Raw genomic sequence first — 21,787 nt, 5'->3', positions numbered from 1 at the left:
TGGAATGCGCTCCGCTTTTCCACCCTACGAGGATCCGTAGGGCGGATGAGCGCAGCGTTATCCGCTGTGGACCACCCGGCGCGCTCGACTTCCGCGAATCTTTAAATTACGTTATCGTTATGAATAAGCCTCATGATGACGCTGAAACAGACGCGCGTGCCGCCCTTGCGACGGATCGCAACGATCTTGCCGCCACCAATGCGCTGGCGCTGCTGCTGTTTGCGCGCGGTAATCTCGCCGAGGCGGAACTCCATGCCCGTAACGCCATTCGCATCGGTCCCGAAAATCCGCAGGCCCATAACCTCATGGGCATGATCCTGACCGAGTCCAACCGGCCACAGACCGGCGAGTTCCATTACCGGCAAGTGCTCGACCTGACGGAGGCACGGGACCCGGTTCTGCTCGCCAACCTCGCCTGGAACCTCAAAAGCCAGGGGCGAATGGACGAAGCGCGCGCCCTCTATCGGGAATCGCGCGCCGCCCGCCCCGACATTCGCCAAACCCTGTTCGGCTTCGCCCGCCTTGAGGAGGCCGATCGCCGCTTCGATGCCGCCGCGGACATCTTGGATGAGATGGAGGGACGGTTCCCCGACGACCCCAACCTGAAACTCACCCGCGCCGTGCTGCTCGGCCGCATGCGTCGCTTCGATGAGGCGATCGCCCTGATCGACACGATGGGCGAGCGGGAGAGCGGGCTCGGCCCGACGGAGCTGCTCGAAAAGGGGCGGCTGCTCGATCAGCTCGGCCGCTACGACGATGCCTGGACCGCCTTCGAGGCAGGCAAGCGCCTGGCCCGCGAGCGCTCTGGCAAGGCCTACCTCGATGAGGAGGCCGGCCGCGAGAGCGCGCGTCTCACCCGCTTCTTCGTGGCGCCCCGCCTGAACCTGTTGCCGCGCGCCGCGCCGCGCCGCGATGTGCCGCAGCCGATCTTCATCCTGGGCTTTCCCCGCTCCGGCACCACCCTGGTGGAACAGACGCTGTCGGCTCATCCCGCTATCGCGGCGGGGGACGAACTGCCCCTCATTCACGAAATCACCCGGATCATGCCGCGCATGCTCGCGAGCCCCCTCGCCTATCCCCAAGCCCTGGCCGAGCTTTGGATGGGCGATCATCGCGATGGGCTGGAGACGCTGCGCGACCACTACCTGCAGAAGGTGCGCCAGCTTGGCGTCCTCCGCCCTGGGGCCACTCGCTTTACAGACAAGATGCCGCTGAACGAGACCCATCTCGGCCTCATCGCCCTGCTCTTCCCCGAAGCGCCTCTGCTCCATGTCCTGCGTCATCCGCTGGACGTGATGGTGTCCTGCATGTCCAACCACTTCACCCATGGCTTCTTCTGCGCGAGCGCGTTGGAGACTGCGGCCCGCCATTATGTCCGTGTCACGGACCTGGTGGCGCACTACCGTGCCGAGATGTCCCTGCGATATCTGGCCATTCGCTACGAGGAGATCGTGCGTCACCACACCGCCAGCGTCGCCGCCATGCTGGCCTTCGTGGGGGAGGCGTTCGACCCCGCCTGCCTGACATTTCACGACAATCGCCGCTACGCCCGCACCGCGAGCTACGCTCAGGTGACCGAGCCGCTGTATGATCGCTCGGTCGAACGCTGGCGCCATTACCGCCGACAGTTGGAGCCGGCGATGGCCATCCTGGCGCCGGCCATCGAACGCCTGGGCTATGACGTCGTTTGATCGGCGAGCGTGACCTTGAAACCGACGCGGTTCCGGCCCGACATCTTCGCCTCATAAAGGGCGAGATCGGCACGCTTGAGCAGGGGGTCGAGACTATGGTCGTCGTCGATCCGCGTCGTGGCGCCGATGCTGACCGTCACCGATATCGCCGCATCATCGGCCTCGAAGGCAGCGCCGCCGACTGCGCTGCACAGCCGCTCGGCGATGCCGCGTGCCTCCTCCGCGCCCGTTCCGGGCAGCAGCACGGCGAACTCCTCCCCGCCCATGCGCGCCATGACATCGCGCTGGCGCAACACGGACTGGCAGCGCAGCGCGAAGTCATGCAGCACCGCATCCCCCGCGGGATGACCGTGACGGTCGTTGATCGCTTTGAAATGGTCGATGTCGAGCAGCAAGATCGACATACCGCTGCCGGCGCCATACGCCAGGGTGGCCTTCTGCAAGGCGGCGGTGCTGACCTCGAAGAACCGTCGGCGATTGGCAAGTCCGGTCAGCGCGTCGGTGTCCGCGCGGCGACGCAGTTCGTCGTCCAGCCTCTCGCGCGCCGTGACATCGTGAAAGAGCCAGATGCGCCCATTCCTGCCATGCCCCAGAACGGGATGGGTATCGACTTCGATATGGCTTGCCTCCGACACCCATATCGCCGTGGAGGCGTAATCGAGCGTCGTCTGAAGATCGGCATAAAGTATCTCCAACGCATCGCGGTTGCGGCAGCCTTCCCGCATTGCCCGCATCCGGGCACCGACCTCCGCCGCCTCCACTTCGCCTGCCGCCATGTCCAGCAAAACGGCAGCGCGCTCATTGACCAAGGCATGCGACGCGTTCCGGTCCATGAAAACGATGCCGGTCGGCACCGTCTCAAACAGATCATGAAACCGATCATTGGTCAGTGTGCGACGGACCCTGTCTTGCTGACCGGCCAGCATCTGGCCGAATGCGGATTGCAGCAGAATGACGCTGCCTTCCATATCGTCGCGAAAGGGGCATTCGCAGCGCCAGGCGCGATTGGCGACCCATAGGAGCAAGACGCCGCTGCGCGGTGCGTCCGCAAACGGCGTCGGAATGAACAGCGCCTGCTGAACGGGACGGTCGATCGCGAGCAGAACCGAGCTCGGCAAAGCGAGGGGTGCCGCAGCCTTCGGTCCGCCCGACCAGTCCAGCGACTCGAACCGCGTCCGGCCGAGGGAGAAGGCGCGCGGCAAAGGTCCGGGATCGGACGCCAGGGGAACGGCCAATCCATCCGCACCGGCCTGGAAGGCCAGGGCAAAGTCAGCCCCGGCGGCGCGCCGCGCGAAGCGCGTCAATGCCTCCAGGCCCGCGCCACCCGATGGTTCCGCCTGGATCGAATCCATCGGTCCGGCCAGGATCAGTGCGGCCGGCCGGCGGGCTGCAAGCGACGCTCAAGCACGCGAATAACCTCCGCCGGCGCCGTCATGTGAGGGAGATGCCCTTCTGCATCCAGCGTATCGAGCGTCGCGCCCTCAATATGCGTTTTGAGCCATATCGCGACCTCCCCTGGCACGGCCAGGTCACGGGCCGTCTGCAGAAGATGCACTGGCCGCTCCAGCCGCTCGGCGATCTGGCGCATGTCCGACTGAAAAATCGTCCGCGACGTGGCCAAGGCGATGTCCGGGCGCACCATGAACAAGGTCCGGCAGAACTCGTTAATGGCCTCGTTGTCGGGAACGCCGACCACCGCAGGGGCGAACCCAGCCCCCCAGGCTTGGAAGTTGGTGGCCATGCTGTCGAACACGCCATCGAGGTCGGACTGGTCAAAGCCGCCACGATAGCCCTCGTCGTTCAGATAGCGGGGCGACGCACCGATCATGATGAGCTTGGTGAAGACCTCGGGCTGCGCCACGGCCGCCGCCGCGCCGATCATGCCGCTGACGGAATGACCGATGTAGATGCAGCGGTCCACGGCGTTAGCCGCCAGCAGATCCAAAAGGTCATCAGCGAAGCCGAACAAGGTGTTGTGCCGCCGGGAATCGTAGCTTTGCGCCCCATTCGGCCCGGCCCCGGCGAGATCATAGGATAACACGCGAAAATGAGTCTCAAGCCAGGGCCGGATGGCGTTCCACGCCGTTTGGTCGGTTCCGAATCCATGCGATAGCACAACTAACTCTTCTCCGACGCCAGTGATCACGCACCCAACTCCATTAATAGTTGTTTCACATTGTCACGTTCTGACCGCATGTGGCGGATTTTATTAACGCCTCTTGAGAGTCGTTACGACCACACCCATCGCTCGGATGCAGCGGGCAGACCGCCGAGATCCTGCGGCTTGCGCCTGATGGGCCCCAGGGGCATCAGTGCATCCTCGTGCGTTTGCTCAGGAAAAAAGGCCGGCCATGCAGCGGGAATCGATGGAGTTCGACGTCGTCATCGTCGGTGCCGGACCGGCGGGACTGGCGGCCGCCATCCGGCTGAAGCAGCTCGACCCCGACATGACCGTCTGCGTGGTGGAAAAAGGCGGTGAAGTCGGCGCCCATATCCTGTCCGGCGCGGTGATCGAGCCGCGCGCCCTGGATGAGTTGCTGCCCGCCTGGCGGGAAACCGAGAGCCCGCTGAAGACCGAGGCCCGCGACGACCGCTTCCTCTTCCTGACCGAAAAGCGCGCCTTCAAATTGCCGACGCCGCCGCAGATGCACAATCACGGCAATTATATCGCGAGCCTCGGGGATGTCGTGCGCTGGCTTGGCACCCAAGCCGAAGCCCTTGGCGTCGAAATCTACCCCGGTTTCGCGGCTGCCGAGCTGCTGGAGGAAGACGGCCGCATCCTCGGCATCGCGACCGGCGACATGGGTATCGATAAAAATGGCGAACCGGGTCCCAATCATCAGCCGGGCATGGAGCTGCGCGCGCCCTACACGCTGTTCGCCGAAGGCTGCCGGGGCAGCCTGTCCAAGCAGCTCATGGCGCGGTTCAATCTGCGCCAGGGCATCGACCCGCAGACCTACGGCCTTGGCATCAAGGAGCTATGGGAAATCCCGGCCGCCAACCACAAGCCGGGCCTGATCGAACACAGCTTCGGCTGGCCGATGGACCGCCGCACCTATGGCGGCTCGTGGCTCTATCATTTCGGTGACAATCTCGTCTCCTACGGCTTCGTCATCGGCCTCGACTATCGCAACACCTGGATCTCGCCCTTCGACGAAATGCAGCGGCTGAAGACCCATCCGCAGGTGCGCCCGCATTTCGAGGGTGGCCGCCGCATCAGCTATGGCGCACGCGCGCTCAGCGAAGGCGGTTTACAATCCATTCCCCGCCTCACCTTCCCCGGCGGCGCAATGCTGGGGGATGCCGCCGGCTTCCTCAACGTGCCCAAGATCAAGGGCACCCACGCCGCCATGAAGTCGGGCATGCTGGCGGCCGAAGCGGTGGCGGAGGCGCGGGCGGCCGGCGCCGCCGAGCCCACCACCTTCACCGACAAACTGCGCGCGAGCTGGCTGCACACGGAACTGTCTTCTGTGCGGAACATCCGGCCGTCTTTCGCGAAGTTCGGCAATCTGGGCGGCTTCGTCTATTCGGCGCTCGATACCGTGCTGCTGCGGGGCCGCGCCCCTTGGACCTTCCATCATCCCCATGCCGATCATGAGGTGTTGGAGCCAGCGCGCGACGACCAGAAGATCGCCTATCCCAAGCCGGACGGCGTCTTGACCTTCGACCGTCTGTCCTCGGTCTTCATCAGCAATACCAATCATGAGGAGCACCAGCCGGTTCACCTCAAACTCCGCGACCCAGCGAAATGGCTGCCGGTGAATTGGGACACCTATCGCAGCCCCGAAAGCCGCTATTGTCCGGCCGGCGTCTATGAGGCGGTGGGCGTCGCGGAGGGTACCCCGCATCTACAGATCAACACCCAGAACTGCGTGCATTGCAAAACCTGCGACATCAAGGACCCGACGCAGAACATCGATTGGGACGCGCCCGAAGGCGGCGGCGGCCCCAACTATCCAGGAGGCATGTGATGACGATCCCCGATATGGATGACGCGACCCGCACGGCGTTGGAAGCGGCGGCCTTTCGCAGCCTGGTCGCGCATCTGCGCGACCGCAGCGATGTCCAAAACATCGACCTGATGACCCTCGCCGGCTTCTGCCGGAATTGCCTGTCGCGCTGGTATCGGGAAGCCGCCGAGTCGCAGGGCGTCGCTCTCGCGGATTCGGACGCACGGGAAATCGTCTACGGCATGCCTTACAAGGACTGGCAGGCGCTGCATCAGGCGCCCGCGACCGCAGAACAGAAGGCCGCCTTCGCGCAGAGCCAAAGCGGGCATTAGGTTCATTGACCGGAGGGGGCGGTGCGCGCTAGGTCGCCCGCCTCGCTACCCGATCAAGGAGATCGCCCATGGCGCTCGACAGCACTGAGACCACCGATGATGTCGCCTCGCAGGGCAATATCGCCGCCGACCGCCTGCGCAGCCTGATCGAGAGAATCGAGCGGTTGGAAGAAGAACGCAAGGCGCTGGGCAGCGACATCAAGGACATCTATGCCGAGGCGAAATCTGCCGGCTTCGACGTCGCCGTGCTGCGCCAGCTGATTCGCATCCGCAAGCAGGAACCGGCGGATGTCGAGGAGCAGGAGACGCTGCTCGACGTCTATCGCCGCGCCCTCGGCATGTAATCGTGGCGCTGGGTGAACCCGATCGGTCCGCCCAGCGCCGTCTTCCTTAAAGCGCTTCGAGAACGGCTTCCGCGCGGCTCGCCTCGAAGCCGCCCGCTTCCTCGACACCCAGGAAGATGACCTTCTCGTCCTCGGCGATCAGAGCATAGCGCTCGGACCGAATGCCCAGGCCGCGCGAAATGAGATCAAGCTCAAGGCCCATCGCCTTGGCGAAGGTGCCGGAGCCGTCTGCGAGCATCAGGATAGCATCACTGATGCCCTGATCCTTCGCCCAGGCCTGCATGACGAACACGTCGTTGACGGCGACGCAGGCGATGGTGTCGACGCCCTTTTCCTTCAGCGCCTCGGCATGCTCCACAAAGCCCGGCAGGTGGCGTGCGCTGCAGGTGGGCGTGAAAGCGCCGGGGACGGCAAACAGCACGACCTTCTTGCCCTTGAAGATCTCGTCCGTCGTCATCTGCTTCGGCCCCTCGGCCGTCACAGCGGTCAGCGTCAGGCTGGGGATCGTGTCGCCAACTTTGATCATGGGCCGGAATCCTCTCAAGAATTTAAGGAACACTGGCCTTAGTCCTAAACGTGAAGCCCGAACCTGTCACCCAACCGGAAAGCGCATGTCATGAAGTTGACGTCCTGCTTGCGTGCCGACCAGGGACACGCCAGATAATTGTCGATGACAACGCGCCCCCGTAAAACCACCAAGGTTCTGAAAGCCTCCAACCCGATCATGGATGAGGGGTCCGTGTCGCGGGCGTTCGATTTGGCGAACCGCACGGCGGACAGCCTGACGGGACAGATCCTGGTTGCCATGCCGGCGCTGGACGATCCGAATTTCTCTCACAGCGTCATTCTGGTCTGCGCCCATACGGCGGAAGGTGCGATGGGCATCATCCTCAATCGCGCCGTGGAACGGCCGAGCTTCGGCGGTATCCTCGAACAGCTTGAGATCACACCGATGCCGCCGCAGCGCGAAATCCGGCTGTGCTCGGGGGGTCCGGTGGAAACCGTCCGTGGCTTCGTGCTCCATACCTCCGACTGGACCGCCGATAGCACGCTTCGGGTCGATGAGGGTCTGGGGCTGACGACGAGCCTGGATATCCTGAAAGCGGTGGCCGAAGGCCGCGGGCCGCGTGAATGTCTGCTGGCCTTGGGCTATGCCGGCTGGGGTCCTGGTCAACTCGATCTGGAGTTTGGCAATAATTCGTGGCTCTCGGTGCCCGCCGATGAAGCGCTTGTCTTTGACGCCGATAATGACACGCGCTGGCGCCGCGCTCTTGGCAAGCTGCGCATTGACCCCGCTTTGCTGTCACCGACGGCAGGTCACGCCTAAGCGGGCGTTCAGCCGTGCGTGCAGCCGCAGGTTTCATAGCCGAGGGGATGACGAGACGCGTCATCCCCGTTTGACGGGCAGAGCCTAAGGACGCGGCGCGCCGTTCGCGCCGTAACTCGCCGCTGATCCATTCGACGCGACGGCCTTCATGCGACGCGCAGGCTTCGCGAAAGCATCCGTCAGACCTGACGCGGACTTTCCGAGTTGCGTCAGCAGCGCGACCAGCGCCTCGACCTGCTTGGGAGAGAAGTCGGACAGAAGTTCCTCTTCTCGCGTCAGCGCGGCCTGGGCAATCTTGTCATGCAAGCGGCGCCCTTTGGCGGTCAGCGCCGTGGCGCGGCAACGCCCCGTGGTGTCGCGTGAGACGATGAGGCCCTGCTGTTCCATCCGCCCAAGGCTGCGGCTGACGGCCGCCTTGTCGAGCCCGGCCGCCTTGCACAGAACCGGTGATGTCATCCACGGGTCGGTCGCGAGCGCAACCAGGATATGCCACTCGGACAGACCGATCGCGTAGTGCCGGCGGTAGAAGCGCGATGCCCCACCCTCCAACTTATTCGCGACGGCCCGGATCAGCCCAGGCACGTAGCGATCGACCGCGATGCGCGCCGATAGAGGCGGCCCTCGTGTTGCCTGTTGGTCATCATCCGCCTGCCCGGGGTCGATGCGCTTAGTTGCCCGTGATTGCCGCTCCAACATGATCTTGTTCCCCTACCTTCTGAATTCGTAACGTTATCTTAGAACACCAAACCGACGTTGATATGACCTGATTTCGACTATGACACAAAACACTTACTTGCACCGAAGATTAAAAAGGAGACAGGCGAAAGAAACATTGTTTGAGATTAAACCAGTCAATTCTGAATCTCGAGTTTCAAAAGAGTAAAAGTTGATCCCTCATGGGCGAAACTGCCCGAGCATGACCTGAAAATCCTTCGTAAAGTGCAAAGGCATGCGCGTGGCGCGCCAGTGGCGCATATCCCGCCGCCGTGACATAGGCGACCGACGAACGTTTCATGTAGTCAAAGACCGAAAGGGGGGACGCCGTTCGTGCCGCGCCGCCCGTCGGCAGAACCGCGTTCGGGCCAAGCATGTAGTTGCCGAGCGTCACCGGTGTGTGCGGCCCGAGCAAAACCTCGCCCGCGTTGCGGATGCGACCCAGAATGCCCAGCGGCTCCTTGACCAGTATTTCGAGATGCTCGGGCGCATAAGCGTTCACGAAGTCTATGGCCTGATCGAGGTCACGGGTCAGAACCACACCGCCGCGCGGCCCGGTCAGCACCGTGCGGGAGAAGGCAGCACGGCCCGGCTCCATCTCCGACCAATGACCTGGCAAAGACTCCAGTGCTTGTCTGACAACCTCTTCACTGGACGTGACAAGATAGGCGGAGGAGTCTGGGCCGTGTTCGGACTCGACGATCAAATCCAATGCCGCCAGAGCACCGTTCACACTGTCATCCGCGAGGATAATGGATTCGCTCGGTCCCGCTGGCACACCAGGGTCAATGCGCGTTGACAGCAGCCGCTTGGCCGCGACCACCCAGGGGCTGCCCGGCCCCACGATCTTGAGGCAACGGGGTACCGTTTCGGTGCCGAAGGCGACCGCCGCGACACCCTGGGCGCCGCCACACTTATAGATCTCCGTGATGCCGGCAAGACGCGCCGCGACCAGTGTCCCGGCATCGACCTCTCCATCTGCGCCGGGCGGCGTGATGATGATCGGTCGACGCACACCCGCCACGACCGCTGGAACGGCGGTCATGATCGTCACGCTGGGAAAGGCGCCCTTGCCGCGCGGCACGTAGCAGGCCACCGAATCGATCGGCAAAACGCGGTCGCCCGCCCAGGCACCGGGATGGATCTCCTTCATCCACATCTCTTCCGGCTTCTGCGCCTCGTGGAAGCGCCGCACAGCGTCAATCGCAACCTCGATGGCGCGGATGACGTCGGGTGGCACCCGTTTGAAGGCGCGGTCGAAATCCTCAGGCGAGGCACGAAGCGTCATCGTCTCCGTGGTGACGCGGTCGAACTGGCGGGCGAATCGCAGCAGTGCCGCGTCCCCTTCAGTCCGCACCGCTTCGATGATGCTTGCCGCACCATCCATGAAGGGTCCGAGATCCGCCTCCGTCCGCGCAAGCAGCGCCGGCGGGAACTCAACCAGATCACGGACATCGTGGAACGTTACCCGCGCAGCGGGTAATTCAGGCGTGGACACATCATTCATAACTGCATCATCCTTCGACGCTTCAAGAATACCGGCGTATCAGGAATGGCCAAAAATCAAGAATCAATGCAATCCAGATACCCTTACGAACGAGATACTATTTCAGATGCGCTCCCAGCTTCAGATGGACAGCGGCGCCCTGTTCCCCCGCAACCCACCACCCCAACCCGCCGGGTGACACGGAGCCGCATGATGAAGACACCCAGCTTCTCTTTCGATGGCAAAAGAGCCCTGGTTACCGGTGCCTCTCGTGGCATCGGGCAGGCGATCGCGATTGCTCTGGCGCAAGCCGGTGCGACCGTCGTCATCGCCGCGCGCAGCCTGCCGGGGCTTGAGGAAACCCGTGCGCTCATCACAGCCGAAGGCGGACAGGTGCTGATCCAGACGCTTGATGTCGCCGACACGGACAGCATCGCCCGCTGTTTTGCGGCGATCGGCGGGCCGCTCGATATCCTGGTCAATAATGCCGGCATGGAAGAGGTGCGGCCGTCACTGGATGTCGATCCCCCGCTCTGGGACCGGATCATGGATGTCAATCTTCGCGGTGCCTTCTTCTGCGCGCAGGCTGCGGCGACGGCGATGACCGCGCATCCAGACGGTCGCCGTGGCGGTGTGATCCTCAACCTGTGCTCACTCACGTCGGAAGTCGGGGTGCCAACAGCGGCGGCCTATGGCGCCTCCAAAACCGGCCTGGTCGGCATGACACGCGCACTCGCGGTCGAATGGGCACCACTCGGCATTCGCGTGAACGGAATCGGGCCGGGCTATTTCCAGACGGCGCTGACCGAGCCTTTCTATGCCGATCCAGCCTGGCGCGATGCGATGCTGGCGAAAATCCCAATGGGGCGATTCGGCCGCATGGAGGATCTGATGGGCGCTGCGGTCTTCCTGTGTTCGGATGCTGCCGCCTATATCACCGGCCAGGTGCTCTATATCGACGGCGGCACCCTCGCGGCACTTTAGCCCCGCCGCATGTGCCGGTTCAGCCGACGCTCAGCGAGGGTGAAACCGCGCGTGATGAGGAAGGTCAGCACCACGTAAATCGCTCCCGCCACCAGAAGCGGATTGGTGGAATAGGTGACGTCGACGAGTCGGCGGGCGACACCGGTCAGTTCCATGAGGGTGATCGTGCTGGCGAGTGCCGTCGATTTCAGTTGGATGACCACCTCGCTGCTCAGCGCCGGCAGCATCAGGCGATAGGCGCGCGGCAAGATGATCCGGCGATAGGCGAGGCTGCGGCCCATGCCGATGGCAAAAGCGGCCTCCCGCTCCCCCGCCGGCACGGCCAGGATGCCGCCCCGCACGATCTCTGCCAGGTAGGCGGCCATGTTCAGCGCGAGGGCGATGAGGGCGCAGGGATAAGCATCGCGCAGGAAGAACCACAGGACGGAATGGCGGATCACGGCAAACTGACCCAGGCCATAATAGATGAGGAAGATCTGAATCAGCAGCGGCGTGCCCCGGAAGAAGGCGCCGTAGGAAAAGGCCAGCCCGCGCAACAAGGGATTGGCGGACAGCCGAGCCATTGCCAAAGGAAGGCTGAGCACAGCGGCGGCGACGCAGGACAGGGCGACGAGCTGGATCGTCAGCAATGTCCCCGCCAGATAGCGGCCAATGTGCATGCCGTGAATCAGGGGCAGAAGCTGGCTCATACCCGCGCCACGCCCCGGCTGCTGATACGTTCGAGGATGTGAAAGACGGGCGCCGAGGCGCCCAGCATCAGCAGGTAGAGGAAGGCCGCCGTCAGAAAGAAGGTGAAGGGCTGGCGCGTGACCTGCGCCCCGATATTCGCCTTCTCCATCAATTCCTGCAGGCCGAGGACGGAGACGAGCGAGGTATCCTTGAGCAGGTTCTGCCAAAGATTGCCCAGGCTCGGCAAAGCGATCCGCCAGGCCTGCGGCAGATGGATGCGCAAGAACACCTGCCGCCGCCGCATCCCGAAGGCGCGTGCAGCCTCCATCTGGCCGGGCGCCACGGCAATGAAGGCGCCCCGGAAGGTCTCGGATGAATTGGCCCCCAGCACTATGGACAGCGCGAAGACACCGCCGGCGAAGGGGCTGAGATTGGCATTCGAGCCTGTCGCCACATAGATCAGATGGGTGAGGCCGAAATAGCAGATCAGCAGGATGACGAATTCCGGAACGCCCCGAATGAGGTTCGTGACAGCGGTGACACTGCGGCTCAGCCAGCGGCGGCGAGAGAGTTTGGCGCCTGCCGCCAGCATGCCCAGCGCCAGACCGCAGACCAGGCAGGTGAAGGCCAGCTCCAGGGTGATCGCGACACCCTGGAGCAACTGCCAGCCATAGCCGTGCAGATCGATCATCCGCCTAGGCCCGATCGGGGCCCGATGGGGCCGCGTTACTTCGGCATCATGCTGAAGGGAAAATACAAGCCATTGATCTTGGCGAAGGTGCCGTCCTGGCGAACCGCATCGATGGCAGGGTTGAGCGCCGCCAGCAGCTTCGTGTCGTCCTTACGGACCGCGATCGCCGTGTCGCCAGAACCGAGCGTTGCGGGGTCATTCAGCGGCTTGCCGAGATAGGTAAACTCGGCCTTGCCGCCCTTGCGCAGAAAATCATAGGCGACGGGCTGATCGCAGATCGTGGCATCGATGCGCTGCGCCTGCAGATCCTGAAAGACCTGATCCTGACCGTCATAGAGCTTCACGGTGGCGATGCCCTTGAGATGCTTGTCGGCCCAGGCCTCTTCGATCGTGCCGCTTTGAATGCCGATCGTCTTGCCCTTCATCGTGGCCGTGTCATCGGTGATCGCCGAGCCGTTCGGCCCGAGCACAATGACGCTGTTGTAGGTCACGGGCGCGCTGAAGCTGACGCTTTTTTTGCGTTCGGCCGTGATGCCCATCTGGGACAGGATAGCGTCGATTTTATGGGCATCGAGCGCCGCGATCATCGCGTCGAAGCTCATATTGACCCATTTGCAATTCAACTTGGCGGCCGCGCAGTATTTGTCGCCGAGTTCGATCTCCATGCCCTTCATGTCGCCACTGGCAGAGGTGTATTCGAACGGCGGATAATCGGCTTCGGTCGCGATGCGCACGATATCCTGTGCCCGCGCCTCGCCGCAAACCACGACGGTGCTCGCGCAGAGCACGGCGAGAAGCCATTTTTTCATGACAAGACCGTCCGGTGCCAAGCGAGGTTGATGGGGCGCACCCTATTGGTGGAATACGCTGCGCTCTTCCACCCTACGAGAGATGGGCTTGCCATTGTAGCTGTCAGACGATGGCCCCTACTCCGGCCGGGGCGCGGTCTCATCCAGGTCGCGGGCGACCTCAGGCCGGTGCAGCAAGGTGCTGACCTGCATCGCATAGTCGATCGAGGTATCGGCCTGGAAGGACAGGTCGGGCGATACCCGCAACCGGATCGCCTTGGCCACCTGGCCGCGCAGGAAGGGCGCCGCGCGCTTGAGCGCCGGAAGCAGCTTGTCCGCATCGTTGCGGCCAAGGCGCGTGACGAAAGCCGTCGCGTTGCGAAGATCCGGGCTGACCCGAACCTCCGTCACCGTGATCGCCACGCCCGCGAGTTGGTAGTCGCGGATCATATCCCGCCGAAAGATGTCGGACAGGATATGCCGAATTTCCTCGCCGACGCGAAGCTGGCGCTGGGTGGGAGCCTCTGTTCTCACGCCGGCACCAGTTCCCGCTCGTAGCACTCGACCACGTCGCCTTCGCGCAGATCCTGGAAGCCCGCGAAGGACAGGCCGCATTCGTAGCCACGGGCCACTTCGCGGACATCGTCCTTGAAGCGCTTGAGCTGCGACAGATCGCCGGTGTGAATAACGATATTGTCGCGCAGCAGGCGCACGCCGGCGCCACGGCGGACCAGGCCTTCGGTGACCATGCAACCAGCGACCTTGCCGGACTTGGTGATGTCGAAGACCTTGCGGATCTGGGCATAGCCCAGGAAGTTCTCGCGCACCTTCGGCGCCATGCGGCCCCGCACCAGCTTCTCGATGTCGTCAGCGACGTCATAGATGATGCTGTAGTAGCGGATATCGATGCTCTCACGCGTCGCCAGATCCCGCGCCTGCGCGGTCGCGCGGACGTTGAAGGCGACGATGACGCCGCTGGAGGCGCGTGCGAGCTGGATGTCGCTTTCCGAAATCTGGCCGACGCCGGCCAGCAGAATGCGCACCTTCACTTCTTCGTTGGCGAGCTTCATGACCACCGACTGGATGGCCTCGGCACTGCCTTGCATGTCCGCCTTGATGAGGACACCGACTTCCTTCTGAACACCGGCCTGAATGCGGGCCAGCATCTGATCGAGCGTACCGCGTCCGGCAATCTGGCCGGCGGCCGCCTTGTCACGCAGCTTGCGCTGACGGAACTCGGCCACTTCACGGGCGCGCGCCTCATCCTCGACCACCACGAAGGGTTCGCCCGCAGACGGCACCGCCGACAGGCCAAGCACTTCGACAGGGATCGACGGACCGGCGGTCTTCACATTCTGGCCGCTGGCATCGATCAGTGCGCGGACACGGCCGTATTCGGCACCGGCGACGATGATGTCCCCAGTCCACAGCGTGCCCTTCTGCACCAGCACGGTCGCGACCGGGCCCCGGCCACGATCGAGCCGGCTTTCGATGACCGTGCCCTCCGCGTCGCGAGACGGATTGGCACGCAGATCGAGGATTTCGGCCTGGACGAGGATCGCCTCCTCCAGCTTGTCGAGGCCGGTATGCTTCAGCGCCGAAACATGCACTTCCTGCGTGTCGCCGCCGAGGCTTTCCACCACGATCTCGTGCTGCAACAGCTCGTTGCGCACGCGCTCGGGGTTGGCGCCGGGCTTGTCCATCTTGTTGATGGCGACAATGATCGGCACATTCGCGGCCTTGGCGTGGCTGATCGCCTCGATCGTCTGGGGCATGACGCCGTCATCGGCGGCGACGACCAGCACCACGATATCCGTGACGCTCGCGCCGCGCGACCGCATGGCGGTGAAGGCGGCATGGCCCGGCGTATCGATGAAGGTGATCTTCTCGCCACCTTCGGTCGTGATCTGATAGGCGCCGATATGCTGGGTGATGCCACCCGCTTCCCCGGCCGCGACATCGGTCTTGCGCAGGGCGTCGAGCAGGCTGGTCTTGCCGTGATCGACATGGCCCATGATCGTGACGACGGGCGGACGCTTGATGAGATCGTCGTCCTCATCGACCTCGCCTTCCAGACCGATTTCAACATCGCTCTCGGACACGCGCTTCACGCGATGGCCGAATTCCTGAACGACCAGCTCGGCCGTATCAGCATCGATGTTCTGGGTGATGGTCGCCATCACGCCCATCTTCATCAGCGTCTTCACGACTTCGCCGGCCCGCGCGGCCATACGATTCGCGAGTTCCTGAACCGAGATGGATTCCGGCAGGATCACGTCACGCACGACCTTCACCTGGTCGGCGCGCAGACGCTCCAGCTCGGCCTGACGACGCTCACGGTCGCGCTGGCGACGCATCGAGGCGATGCTGCGGACGCGCTCGTCATCGCCTTCGATGGCGGCCTGGACATTGATCTTGCCCGTACGACGACGATCGGCGTCACCCTTCTTGGGGGCAACAAGCGGCGCCTTACGCGGCGGCACGGCGGCGCCGAGGCGACGGACGGGACGCTGATCCTCATCCTCTTCACCGGCGCGCGGGGTCTTGAGACGTAGCGTCTCCCCCGGACTCGTACGCGGCGCTGCTGGCGCGGCGGGGGCCGCCACAGGCGCAGGCGCCGCCGAGGCGGGCGAAGCCGCCGCACGTTTGGCGGAGTCTTCGGCCGCACGACGATCGGATTCTTCAAGCGCCTTGCGGGTCGCTTCTTCCTTGGCCGCGCGCACGGCCTCTTCTTCGGCCTTGCGGGCGTCATCCTCGCGGCGGCGCGCTTCTTCGGCGGCGGAGAGGATGGAGATTTTCTCCCGTTCCTCACGCGCCTCGGATTCACGCTTCGCGGCATCGCGCTGCTGATCGGCCAGAACGCGCTGGCGGGTGGCGAGTTCGCTCGCCGTCAGGGCACGCGAACCAACGCCGCTGCTGCCCGGACGACCGGAGCCGCCGGAGGGGCGTGTGCCCCCGCCTGCGGGTGTCGCGGTGACAGGTGGCGGCGTGCCGGGCGCGCGCTTTTTGCGCACCTCGACCTGCACCACCTTAGAACGGCCATGGCTGAAGCTCTGTCGGACGGACCCTGCATCCACGGTCCGCCCAAGCTCCAAACGTCCTGCCGGCCGCAGAGACAGTCTCGCCTTGCCGTCTTGGTCTTTAGTATCGCTCATTCATCCGCCCGCTTGATCAGCATCGGACCTGGTCCGGCGAATACCGGTCAGGCGCTCATTTTCTACTCGCAGCATCGTCGCCAGACGTCCGGCCGACACCGCAACATGCACGACATTCTCACGCCCGAATATCTGACCGAGTGTTTGGCCAGGAAACGGGGTGATCACGGGCACGTCACGTCCATTCAACACTCTGGCGCGCTCGTCGATGCTTCCGTCCATTGCCTGGACGATGAGCCCGACCCGATCTGCAACCAGCCACTCGCGCACCTTGGCGAAGCCGCTGACGGCCTGGCCCGCGCGCCGGGTCAGACCTAAAATATCGATCACTCTCCGCGTGAGAGCTGCTTCGATCATGGCCGGCAGGTCATCCGGAACCAAGACCTCCGCGCGAGCAGCTCGCGAGAAGGCTTTTCGAGCAACGGCAGTTTCTACCACATCCCGGCGCGCGCTCAACCACAATCCCCGGCCGGGCAGGGTTGCCGTAAGATCTGGAACGATTTTGCGATCAGGGCCCACGACGAAGCGGATCATGCCCTCTGCCGGATGGCTTGTGCGCGTGACGATGCAACGACGAAGTGGCCCCTTCTCAGGGTCCTCTTCATCATCCGACTCGGCCGCAGCCGGGGTCAGCTCATCGGGACGAACGAGGCCGAGGCTGCCAATGACAGGCGCCAGGGCCGCGTTCGTTACGCCTGAAGCGGGCTCATTCTGGTGCGGGCTCAGCGTCATCTTCTCCCGCGAACCAATGCGCCCGCGCCCGCATGATGATCTCGTTGGCGGCCTGCTCGTCGATGCCGGTGCCCACGATTTCAATCAGCTCATCCGACGCGAGGTCGGCCAGATCGTCCAGCGTCTTCACGCCCTTCTCGCCCAGCGCCACCAGGGCCGCCGGGGTAAAGACGTCGAAGGATGCGACGTCATCGGTCACGCCCAAGGCGAGGCGCTTATCTTCCATTTCGACATCGCGACGCGTCAGGAATTCCTCGGCGCGACGGATCAATTCGCCGGCGACATTCTCGTCGAAGCCCTCAATGTCGGACATTTCCTCAACGGGCGTGAAGGCCAGCTCTTCGACGGTCGTGAAGCCTTCCGTCACCAGCAGCCCGGCAATAACGTCATCGACGTCCAGCGCCTCGACGAACAGGCCGGAACGGCGGCGGAACTCTTCCTGCCGGCGCTCGCTCTCCTCGGCCTCGGTCAGGATGTCGATGTCCCACCGGGTCAATTGGCTGGCAAGGCGCACGTTCTGGCCACGACGGCCGATGGCGAGCGAAAGCTGCGTATCGGGCACCACGACTTCGACGCGGCCGGTCTCCTCCTCCATCACCACCTTGGTGACTTCGGCGGGGGCGAGCGCATTCACGACGAAGGTCGCGGCCTGGGCGCTCCAGGGAATAATGTCGATCTTCTCGCCCTGCAGTTCCTGCACCACGGCCTGCACGCGCGAACCGCGCATACCGACGCAGGCACCGACCGGATCGATCGAGCTGTCGCGGCTGATCACCGCCATCTTGGCGCGGCTTCCGGGGTCGCGGGCCACGGCCTTGATTTCGATGATGCCGTCATAGATTTCCGGCACTTCCTGGGCAAAGAGCTTGGCAAGGAAGCCGGGATGCGTGCGGGACAGGAAAATCTGGGGGCCCCGCGGTTCTTCCCGCACGTCATAGATATAGGCGCGCACACGATCGCCGTTACGGAAGCTTTCGCGCGCGATCAACTCATCACGGCGCAACAGCGCCTCGGCGCGGCCGAGATCGACCATGAGGTTGCCGTATTCGGTGCGCTTCACGACGCCGTTGATGATTTCGCCAACGCGGTCCTTGAACTCGGCGAACTGCCGCTTACGCTCATATTCGCGCACGCGCTGAACGATCACCTGCTTGGCGGTCTGCGCCGCGATGCGCCCGAAGTCGATCGGCGGCAGCGGATCGACGATGAACTCGCCGAGCTTGATCTCAGGCTTGAACTTTAGCGCGATATGCAGCGGAATCTGGGTATCTTCGTTTTCGGCGGCCTCGACGACTTCGGTCCAGCGAGACAGCCGAACGTCACCGGTCTTGCGGTCGATGGTGGCGCGGATGTCCTTCTCATGGCCGTATTTGGCGCGGCCGGCCTTTTGAATGGCCTGTTCCATGGCTTCCAGCACTTCGTCACGGTCGATCGATTTCTCGCGGGCGACGGCATCGGCAACCAGCAGAAGCTCGGGGCGGGCTATCGCGGTATCCATGATCGGGGCCTTTCCGTAACGGCGGTGTCTTTAGTCAAATCAAACAAGCGATCAGTTCATCTCGTCAGGCGTGGCAGTCTGCCCTGCCGTCGCCTCGATCAGCGCGTCCGTCAAAATCAGGCGGGCGGCCTTCACGTCAACCAAGGTCACGGTAACCTCGGATCCGTCTTCGAGCTTCAAGCGACCCTGGCCGTTCTCGGCCCCCAAAATGGTTCCCGAGAAACGCTTGCGTCCCTCCAGGGTGGGGATCGACATTTCGACCTTGGCGATATGGCCCGCGAAGCGGTTCCAATCCTTGGGTCGTGTGAGAGGACGATCGATACCGGCCGAGCTTACTTCAAGCGTCCAGGCGCCGGGCACGATATCCTCGACATCCAGCACGGCGCCGATCTGATGGCTGATCGCCTCGCAATCATCGACCGTGATCTGCGATCCATCGGCGCGGTCCGCCATGATCTGCACGGTCGGTCGTTCACGCCCGAGCACGCGCACGCGCACCAACTCATATCCCATCGCAGCGATGCGCGGCAGGATGATATCGGCCAAGCGGGCGTCGAAACCAGTGTGATGCGGAATGTTCTCGGTCAAAACAAAAAAGGCGGCCTTTTGGGCCACCCCCGTAATCAGCGGTGAAGTGAAGAGCGGCATATAGGCGCCGTACCCGGCAGGCGCAAGCGCCAAGGTTGCCGCTAAGGTCTCCACGCATTGCTGGTGGTCTACCCGTGCTTAAACGGGTGTGGCGTCTTGCCAAGCGCGGCGGGTCATCGCTAAACCGCAGGTAAGAAGAAATAAAAAAGGCGGCCAATGGGCCACCCTTTTAGTCTTTGGACGTTTTGCCCCACTGACCGCGGGAGTTATCGTTGCGTGATCTATAGACCGCAACCCATCATCATGCCAACTCCCTCACATCACATTTTCCGATGCGTCCGCACCGGCGCATTGGCTTTGGCGCTTGCTATCTCGTCGGTCGCGGGCGTCACGGTCCAGGCGCGGGCCGCAAGCCTGACCATCGCCAGCCCGACCTTTCGCAATGGCGATGAAATTCCGCTCGCGGATGTCTACGACCATGACGGATGCAAAGGCGCCAATCAGTCGCCACCCTTGGTATGGCTGCATCCCCCCGCAGGTACCAATAGCTACGCGGTGACCATGGCGGATCTCGATGCCAAGGTCGGCGTCGTCTGGCTATGGGTCCTGTTCGGCATTCCGGTCTCGACTACCGCACTGCAGCAGAATGCGGATGCGACGCCCGCCCTGCGCCCCCCCGGCGCGCACCAGACCCGCAATGGGTTGGGCAGCATGGGGTATCAAGGCCCCTGCCCTCGGCGTGGCAGCTCGGCCCATCATTATCTGATCACCGTCTGGGCCGTCGATCAGGCGCAGCTTCCCTTCAAGGACCAAGCGCCGGCGCAGGCCGTGGCCATCTTCCTGCGCAAGCACGCCTTGGCGCATGCGAGCCTGACCCCGCATTACGGGCACCATTGAGCCGCGACGATGTGGGATGGCTCCGCCGTCCAAGTTCCTCGCCATGGCACGCGAAGGCAGAGTATGACGTAGCTTACAAACCCAGCTCCTAACCGTTACCGCTCGTCAAATCGCAATCGTCCGGTTATCATTGCATAATGACAACGATAACCGGACGATTGCGGGCGCTCGATGGCCTACGCGGGGCACTGGCGCTCTATATCCTGCTCGGCCACACGGTCCCCTTTCTGTGGCTTCCGAGCGCGGCCGCCTGGCTCCGGCCGGCAGTATCGCATGGCCTGGCGGCCGTGGACCTGTTCTTCGTTCTGAGCGGATTGGTGATCCTGCGTTCCCTCGATGGACAGCCCAGTGCGGCCGGCTTCCTGATCGCGCGCGCGGGCCGGCTGCTTCCCGTCTATGGCGTCGCCCTAGTCCTGGCGGCCTTGGTTCTGGCGGCAGGTGACCCACTGACCGCCATGCCGTGGCTGCCGCAGGCGGGCGCCGCGCGGGACATTTGCGAAGCAGCATGGCCGCAGCCATGGCTCGCGCATCTCGCCGCCCATCTGACCATGACCCACGGGCTTTGGCCGCGCGCCGTGCTGCCGGATGCGGAATTCGCGATCCTGGGACCGGCCTGGAGTCTGAGTACCGAATGGCAATTCTATGCGGTGATCGCCGGTCTGCTGGCCTTCGGCCGATCTGCCGCGCAGCCGCTCACCGTTTTCTTCATCCTCCTCGGCGTCGCGGGTGCAGCGCTCGACCTGCTGCCTTTGCCTTGGCAATTCGGCCGCGCCTTTCTGCCGCATGAGGCCGGCTATTTTGCCCTCGGCATCGCGAGTTATGGCTTGCTCTCCTCAGGCGGGGACCGCGCGGCCTGGCGCTTCTACCGTTTGACCCTCATCCTGCTCTGCCTGCTGTGCGTGGCCCAGGGCGCCATCGAGAAACTGGCCGTCCCGCTCGTCTGGACGGTCTGCATCCTTGGCGAAGCGATGACCTTGTCATGGGGCGCCCTGCCTTGGCCGGGTCTTTTCCAACCCGCGCTTTTGCTGCGACAAATCCTGACACGCCCGCTGCTGCTGTGGTTCGGCCGTGTGTCCTACCCGCTCTATCTCATTCACGCGCCAATCCAGCGGTTGCTCATGCTGGTAATCACCCCCGAGTCCCGCGGGCATTGGTGGGCGTTTTCCGTCTTTTGGATCATGCCCGCCTTAGGGCTGCCGATCCTCGCGGCCTGGGCGCTGCATCACTGGGTGGAGACGCCCTGCTGGCGCGCGAGCCGGGGATTCGCCGCCGGCCTGGGGGAGGTTCAGCTGCCGCTGCGGCGGATCAGACTCCAATAGAGGCAGGGGCGGCCGGCGAGCAGCGCCTTGGCCTCATAGCGCGTCGGCGGCCAATCCTCGGGCCGCAGCGTCGCGGGTGGCGGCACGTCGAAGGCGTGTTGCGCCGCCAGCACATCCGCCGTCCAGGCCTGATAGGTCGGGTCGTCCGTCGCAATCCGCCACAACCCGCCGGGCTTCACGGCCCGCGCGGCGAGGGCGATGTTTTCAGGATGCATGAAGCGCCGCTTCACATGGCGGGACTTCGGCCAGGGATCGGGGAACATGAGATAGAGACGCGACAGTGACGCGGGCGGCAAGCGCGCGAGCAAACCCCGCGCATCCTGGTCCCAAAGCCGCAAATTGGGCGGCAACGCCGGCACATCCTCGGTGCCGTCATCGGGCACCAGGGCAGACAGAATCGAGCAGATGCCGTTCTCGAAGACCTCGCAGGCGATCAGCCCGATGGCGGGATTGGCAGCGGCGAGTGCGCGCGCATGCTCCCCGCCCCCGAACCCGACCTCCATCCACAGCGACTCGATGGCGCCCTCGAAGGACCGCGACGGCGCTTCGATGAAGGCGTCATCGAAGCGGAGGCGCGGCAGCACGGCTTGCATCAGCCAGGCCTGTCGCGCCCGTAGCGGGT

At 63.9% G+C, this 21,787-nt stretch carries 22 protein-coding genes; 8 read left to right on the top strand and 14 right to left on the bottom strand.

The genetic code is table 11. The features are described from left to right. Positions 1–119 precede the first annotated feature (119 nt). On the top strand, positions 120–1,691 hold the full coding sequence (locus QP803_RS01050) for a tetratricopeptide repeat-containing sulfotransferase family protein (protein ID WP_284945832.1): 1,572 nt from the start codon (positions 120–122) through the stop codon (positions 1,689–1,691). Here QP803_RS01050 and QP803_RS01045 read toward each other — a convergent pair. Both QP803_RS01045 and QP803_RS01040 read right to left on the bottom strand, forming a co-directional pair. Continuing rightward, complete coding sequence (locus QP803_RS01045) at positions 1,676–3,043, bottom strand: GGDEF domain-containing protein (RefSeq protein WP_284945831.1); 1,368 nt, start codon at positions 3,041–3,043, stop codon at positions 1,676–1,678. The two genes, QP803_RS01050 and QP803_RS01045, sit on opposite strands and share 16 nt — an antisense overlap. Before the next feature lie 14 nt (positions 3,044–3,057). After that, positions 3,058–3,807 carry an alpha/beta fold hydrolase gene (locus QP803_RS01040; RefSeq protein WP_284945830.1) on the bottom strand — a complete coding sequence of 250 codons (750 nt, stop codon included), beginning with the start codon at positions 3,805–3,807 and terminating at the stop codon, positions 3,058–3,060. A 235-nt stretch (positions 3,808–4,042) separates the two neighbouring features. Here QP803_RS01040 and QP803_RS01035 point away from each other — a divergent pair, with 235 nt between their 5' ends. The 3 genes from QP803_RS01035 (at position 4,043) to QP803_RS01025 (ending at position 6,317) form a co-directional block, all read left to right on the top strand. Then, positions 4,043–5,662, top strand: coding sequence for an electron transfer flavoprotein-ubiquinone oxidoreductase (locus tag QP803_RS01035; protein WP_284945829.1), 1,620 nt, complete (start codon positions 4,043–4,045; stop codon positions 5,660–5,662). Continuing rightward, entirely contained in the window at positions 5,662–5,973 is a 312-nt protein-coding gene (locus tag QP803_RS01030) for a DUF1244 domain-containing protein (RefSeq protein ID WP_284945828.1), read from the top strand. Before QP803_RS01035 ends, QP803_RS01030 begins: the two co-directional genes overlap by 1 nt. Positions 5,974–6,041: 68 nt before the next feature. Continuing rightward, positions 6,042–6,317 carry a DUF2312 domain-containing protein gene (locus tag QP803_RS01025; protein ID WP_284945827.1) on the top strand — a complete coding sequence of 92 codons (276 nt, stop codon included), beginning with the start codon at positions 6,042–6,044 and terminating at the stop codon, positions 6,315–6,317. A gap of 46 nt (positions 6,318–6,363) precedes the next feature. Here QP803_RS01025 and QP803_RS01020 read toward each other — a convergent pair whose 3' ends face one another. Then, a complete protein-coding gene (locus QP803_RS01020; RefSeq protein WP_284945826.1) occupies positions 6,364–6,843 on the bottom strand; it encodes a peroxiredoxin in 480 nt (159 codons plus the stop codon). Between the two features lie 144 nt (positions 6,844–6,987). Between QP803_RS01020 and QP803_RS01015 the strand changes: the two genes are divergently transcribed. Further along, on the top strand, positions 6,988–7,644 hold the full coding sequence (locus tag QP803_RS01015; protein WP_350356052.1) for a YqgE/AlgH family protein: 657 nt from the start codon (positions 6,988–6,990) through the stop codon (positions 7,642–7,644). A gap of 84 nt (positions 7,645–7,728) precedes the next feature. Here QP803_RS01015 and QP803_RS01010 read toward each other — a convergent pair whose 3' ends face one another. Then, positions 7,729–8,340: a MarR family winged helix-turn-helix transcriptional regulator gene (locus tag QP803_RS01010; protein ID WP_284945825.1), complete on the bottom strand. Its 612-nt coding sequence runs from the start codon at positions 8,338–8,340 to the stop codon at positions 7,729–7,731. A gap of 175 nt (positions 8,341–8,515) precedes the next feature. Next, positions 8,516–9,865: a histidinol dehydrogenase gene (gene hisD / locus QP803_RS01005; RefSeq protein WP_284945824.1), complete on the bottom strand. Its 1,350-nt coding sequence runs from the start codon at positions 9,863–9,865 to the stop codon at positions 8,516–8,518. A gap of 189 nt (positions 9,866–10,054) precedes the next feature. On the opposite strand from hisD, the gene QP803_RS01000 reads away from it, so the two are divergent. Next, positions 10,055–10,828 carry an SDR family NAD(P)-dependent oxidoreductase gene (locus QP803_RS01000; protein WP_284945823.1) on the top strand — a complete coding sequence of 258 codons (774 nt, stop codon included), beginning with the start codon at positions 10,055–10,057 and terminating at the stop codon, positions 10,826–10,828. On the opposite strand, the gene QP803_RS00995 is transcribed toward QP803_RS01000, so the two are convergent. The 8 genes from QP803_RS00995 to rimP all read right to left on the bottom strand — a co-directional run bounded on the left by QP803_RS00995 (position 10,825) and on the right by rimP (position 18,976). After that, entirely contained in the window at positions 10,825–11,517 is a 693-nt protein-coding gene (locus QP803_RS00995; RefSeq protein WP_284945822.1) for an ABC transporter permease, read from the bottom strand. The two genes, QP803_RS01000 and QP803_RS00995, sit on opposite strands and share 4 nt — an antisense overlap. After that, positions 11,514–12,188: an ABC transporter permease gene (locus QP803_RS00990; protein WP_284945821.1), complete on the bottom strand. Its 675-nt coding sequence runs from the start codon at positions 12,186–12,188 to the stop codon at positions 11,514–11,516. The genes QP803_RS00995 and QP803_RS00990 overlap by 4 nt, the downstream gene beginning before the upstream one ends. 35 nt (positions 12,189–12,223) lie before the next feature. After that, positions 12,224–12,997: a transporter substrate-binding domain-containing protein gene (locus QP803_RS00985; protein WP_284945820.1), complete on the bottom strand. Its 774-nt coding sequence runs from the start codon at positions 12,995–12,997 to the stop codon at positions 12,224–12,226. A 117-nt stretch (positions 12,998–13,114) separates the two neighbouring features. Then, a complete protein-coding gene (gene rbfA, locus QP803_RS00980) occupies positions 13,115–13,510 on the bottom strand; it encodes a 30S ribosome-binding factor RbfA (protein WP_284945819.1) in 396 nt (131 codons plus the stop codon). Next, a complete protein-coding gene (gene infB, locus QP803_RS00975; RefSeq protein ID WP_284945818.1) occupies positions 13,507–16,131 on the bottom strand; it encodes a translation initiation factor IF-2 in 2,625 nt (874 codons plus the stop codon). The genes rbfA and infB overlap by 4 nt, the downstream gene beginning before the upstream one ends. Further along, on the bottom strand, positions 16,132–16,863 hold the full coding sequence (locus QP803_RS00970) for an RNA-binding protein (RefSeq protein ID WP_284945817.1): 732 nt from the start codon (positions 16,861–16,863) through the stop codon (positions 16,132–16,134). Continuing rightward, positions 16,838–18,361: a transcription termination factor NusA gene (gene nusA / locus QP803_RS00965; protein ID WP_284945816.1), complete on the bottom strand. Its 1,524-nt coding sequence runs from the start codon at positions 18,359–18,361 to the stop codon at positions 16,838–16,840. Before nusA ends, QP803_RS00970 begins: the two co-directional genes overlap by 26 nt. A 51-nt stretch (positions 18,362–18,412) precedes the next feature. Continuing rightward, positions 18,413–18,976 carry a ribosome maturation factor RimP gene (gene rimP, locus QP803_RS00960; protein ID WP_284947788.1) on the bottom strand — a complete coding sequence of 188 codons (564 nt, stop codon included), beginning with the start codon at positions 18,974–18,976 and terminating at the stop codon, positions 18,413–18,415. Between the two features lie 330 nt (positions 18,977–19,306). On the opposite strand from rimP, the gene QP803_RS00955 reads away from it, so the two are divergent. Continuing rightward, positions 19,307–19,846: a YbhB/YbcL family Raf kinase inhibitor-like protein gene (locus tag QP803_RS00955; protein WP_284945815.1), complete on the top strand. Its 540-nt coding sequence runs from the start codon at positions 19,307–19,309 to the stop codon at positions 19,844–19,846. Between the two features lie 137 nt (positions 19,847–19,983). Further along, positions 19,984–21,165: an acyltransferase family protein gene (locus tag QP803_RS00950; protein ID WP_284945814.1), complete on the top strand. Its 1,182-nt coding sequence runs from the start codon at positions 19,984–19,986 to the stop codon at positions 21,163–21,165. Here the strand turns inward: QP803_RS00950 and trmB are convergent. After that, on the bottom strand, positions 21,132–21,758 hold the full coding sequence (gene trmB, locus QP803_RS00945; protein WP_350356051.1) for a tRNA (guanine(46)-N(7))-methyltransferase TrmB: 627 nt from the start codon (positions 21,756–21,758) through the stop codon (positions 21,132–21,134). The two genes, QP803_RS00950 and trmB, sit on opposite strands and share 34 nt — an antisense overlap. Positions 21,759–21,787: the final 29 nt, after the last annotated feature.

The organism is Acidisoma sp. PAMC 29798, from assembly GCF_030252425.1.
Taxonomy (GTDB): domain Bacteria; phylum Pseudomonadota; class Alphaproteobacteria; order Acetobacterales; family Acetobacteraceae; genus Acidisoma; species Acidisoma cladoniae.
The sequence above is the reverse complement of the archived record's forward strand: the minus strand, read 5'-3'. Positions and strand labels throughout refer to the sequence as shown.

Bases quoted from the DNA above. Each gene is read 5' to 3' on its own strand.
- QP803_RS01050 (WP_284945832.1), top strand. From the start codon at position 120: ATGAATAAGCCTCATGATGACGCTGAAACAGACGCGCGTGCCGCCCTT.
- QP803_RS01045 (WP_284945831.1), bottom strand. From the start codon at position 3,043: ATGGATTCGATCCAGGCGGAACCATCGGGTGGCGCGGGCCTGGAGGCA.
- QP803_RS01035 (WP_284945829.1), top strand. From the start codon at position 4,043: ATGCAGCGGGAATCGATGGAGTTCGACGTCGTCATCGTCGGTGCCGGA.
- QP803_RS01030 (WP_284945828.1), top strand. From the start codon at position 5,662: ATGACGATCCCCGATATGGATGACGCGACCCGCACGGCGTTGGAAGCG.
- QP803_RS01025 (WP_284945827.1), top strand. From the start codon at position 6,042: ATGGCGCTCGACAGCACTGAGACCACCGATGATGTCGCCTCGCAGGGC.
- QP803_RS01020 (WP_284945826.1), bottom strand. From the start codon at position 6,843: ATGATCAAAGTTGGCGACACGATCCCCAGCCTGACGCTGACCGCTGTG.
- QP803_RS01015 (WP_350356052.1), top strand. From the start codon at position 6,988: ATGACAACGCGCCCCCGTAAAACCACCAAGGTTCTGAAAGCCTCCAAC.
- QP803_RS01010 (WP_284945825.1), bottom strand. From the start codon at position 8,340: ATGTTGGAGCGGCAATCACGGGCAACTAAGCGCATCGACCCCGGGCAG.
- hisD (WP_284945824.1), bottom strand. From the start codon at position 9,865: ATGAATGATGTGTCCACGCCTGAATTACCCGCTGCGCGGGTAACGTTC.
- QP803_RS01000 (WP_284945823.1), top strand. From the start codon at position 10,055: ATGATGAAGACACCCAGCTTCTCTTTCGATGGCAAAAGAGCCCTGGTT.
- QP803_RS00995 (WP_284945822.1), bottom strand. From the start codon at position 11,517: ATGAGCCAGCTTCTGCCCCTGATTCACGGCATGCACATTGGCCGCTAT.
- QP803_RS00990 (WP_284945821.1), bottom strand. From the start codon at position 12,188: ATGATCGATCTGCACGGCTATGGCTGGCAGTTGCTCCAGGGTGTCGCG.
- QP803_RS00985 (WP_284945820.1), bottom strand. From the start codon at position 12,997: ATGAAAAAATGGCTTCTCGCCGTGCTCTGCGCGAGCACCGTCGTGGTT.
- infB (WP_284945818.1), bottom strand. From the start codon at position 16,131: ATGAGCGATACTAAAGACCAAGACGGCAAGGCGAGACTGTCTCTGCGG.
- QP803_RS00970 (WP_284945817.1), bottom strand. From the start codon at position 16,863: ATGACGCTGAGCCCGCACCAGAATGAGCCCGCTTCAGGCGTAACGAAC.
- nusA (WP_284945816.1), bottom strand. From the start codon at position 18,361: ATGGATACCGCGATAGCCCGCCCCGAGCTTCTGCTGGTTGCCGATGCC.
- QP803_RS00950 (WP_284945814.1), top strand. From the start codon at position 19,984: ATGACAACGATAACCGGACGATTGCGGGCGCTCGATGGCCTACGCGGG.
- trmB (WP_350356051.1), bottom strand. From the start codon at position 21,758: ATGCAAGCCGTGCTGCCGCGCCTCCGCTTCGATGACGCCTTCATCGAA.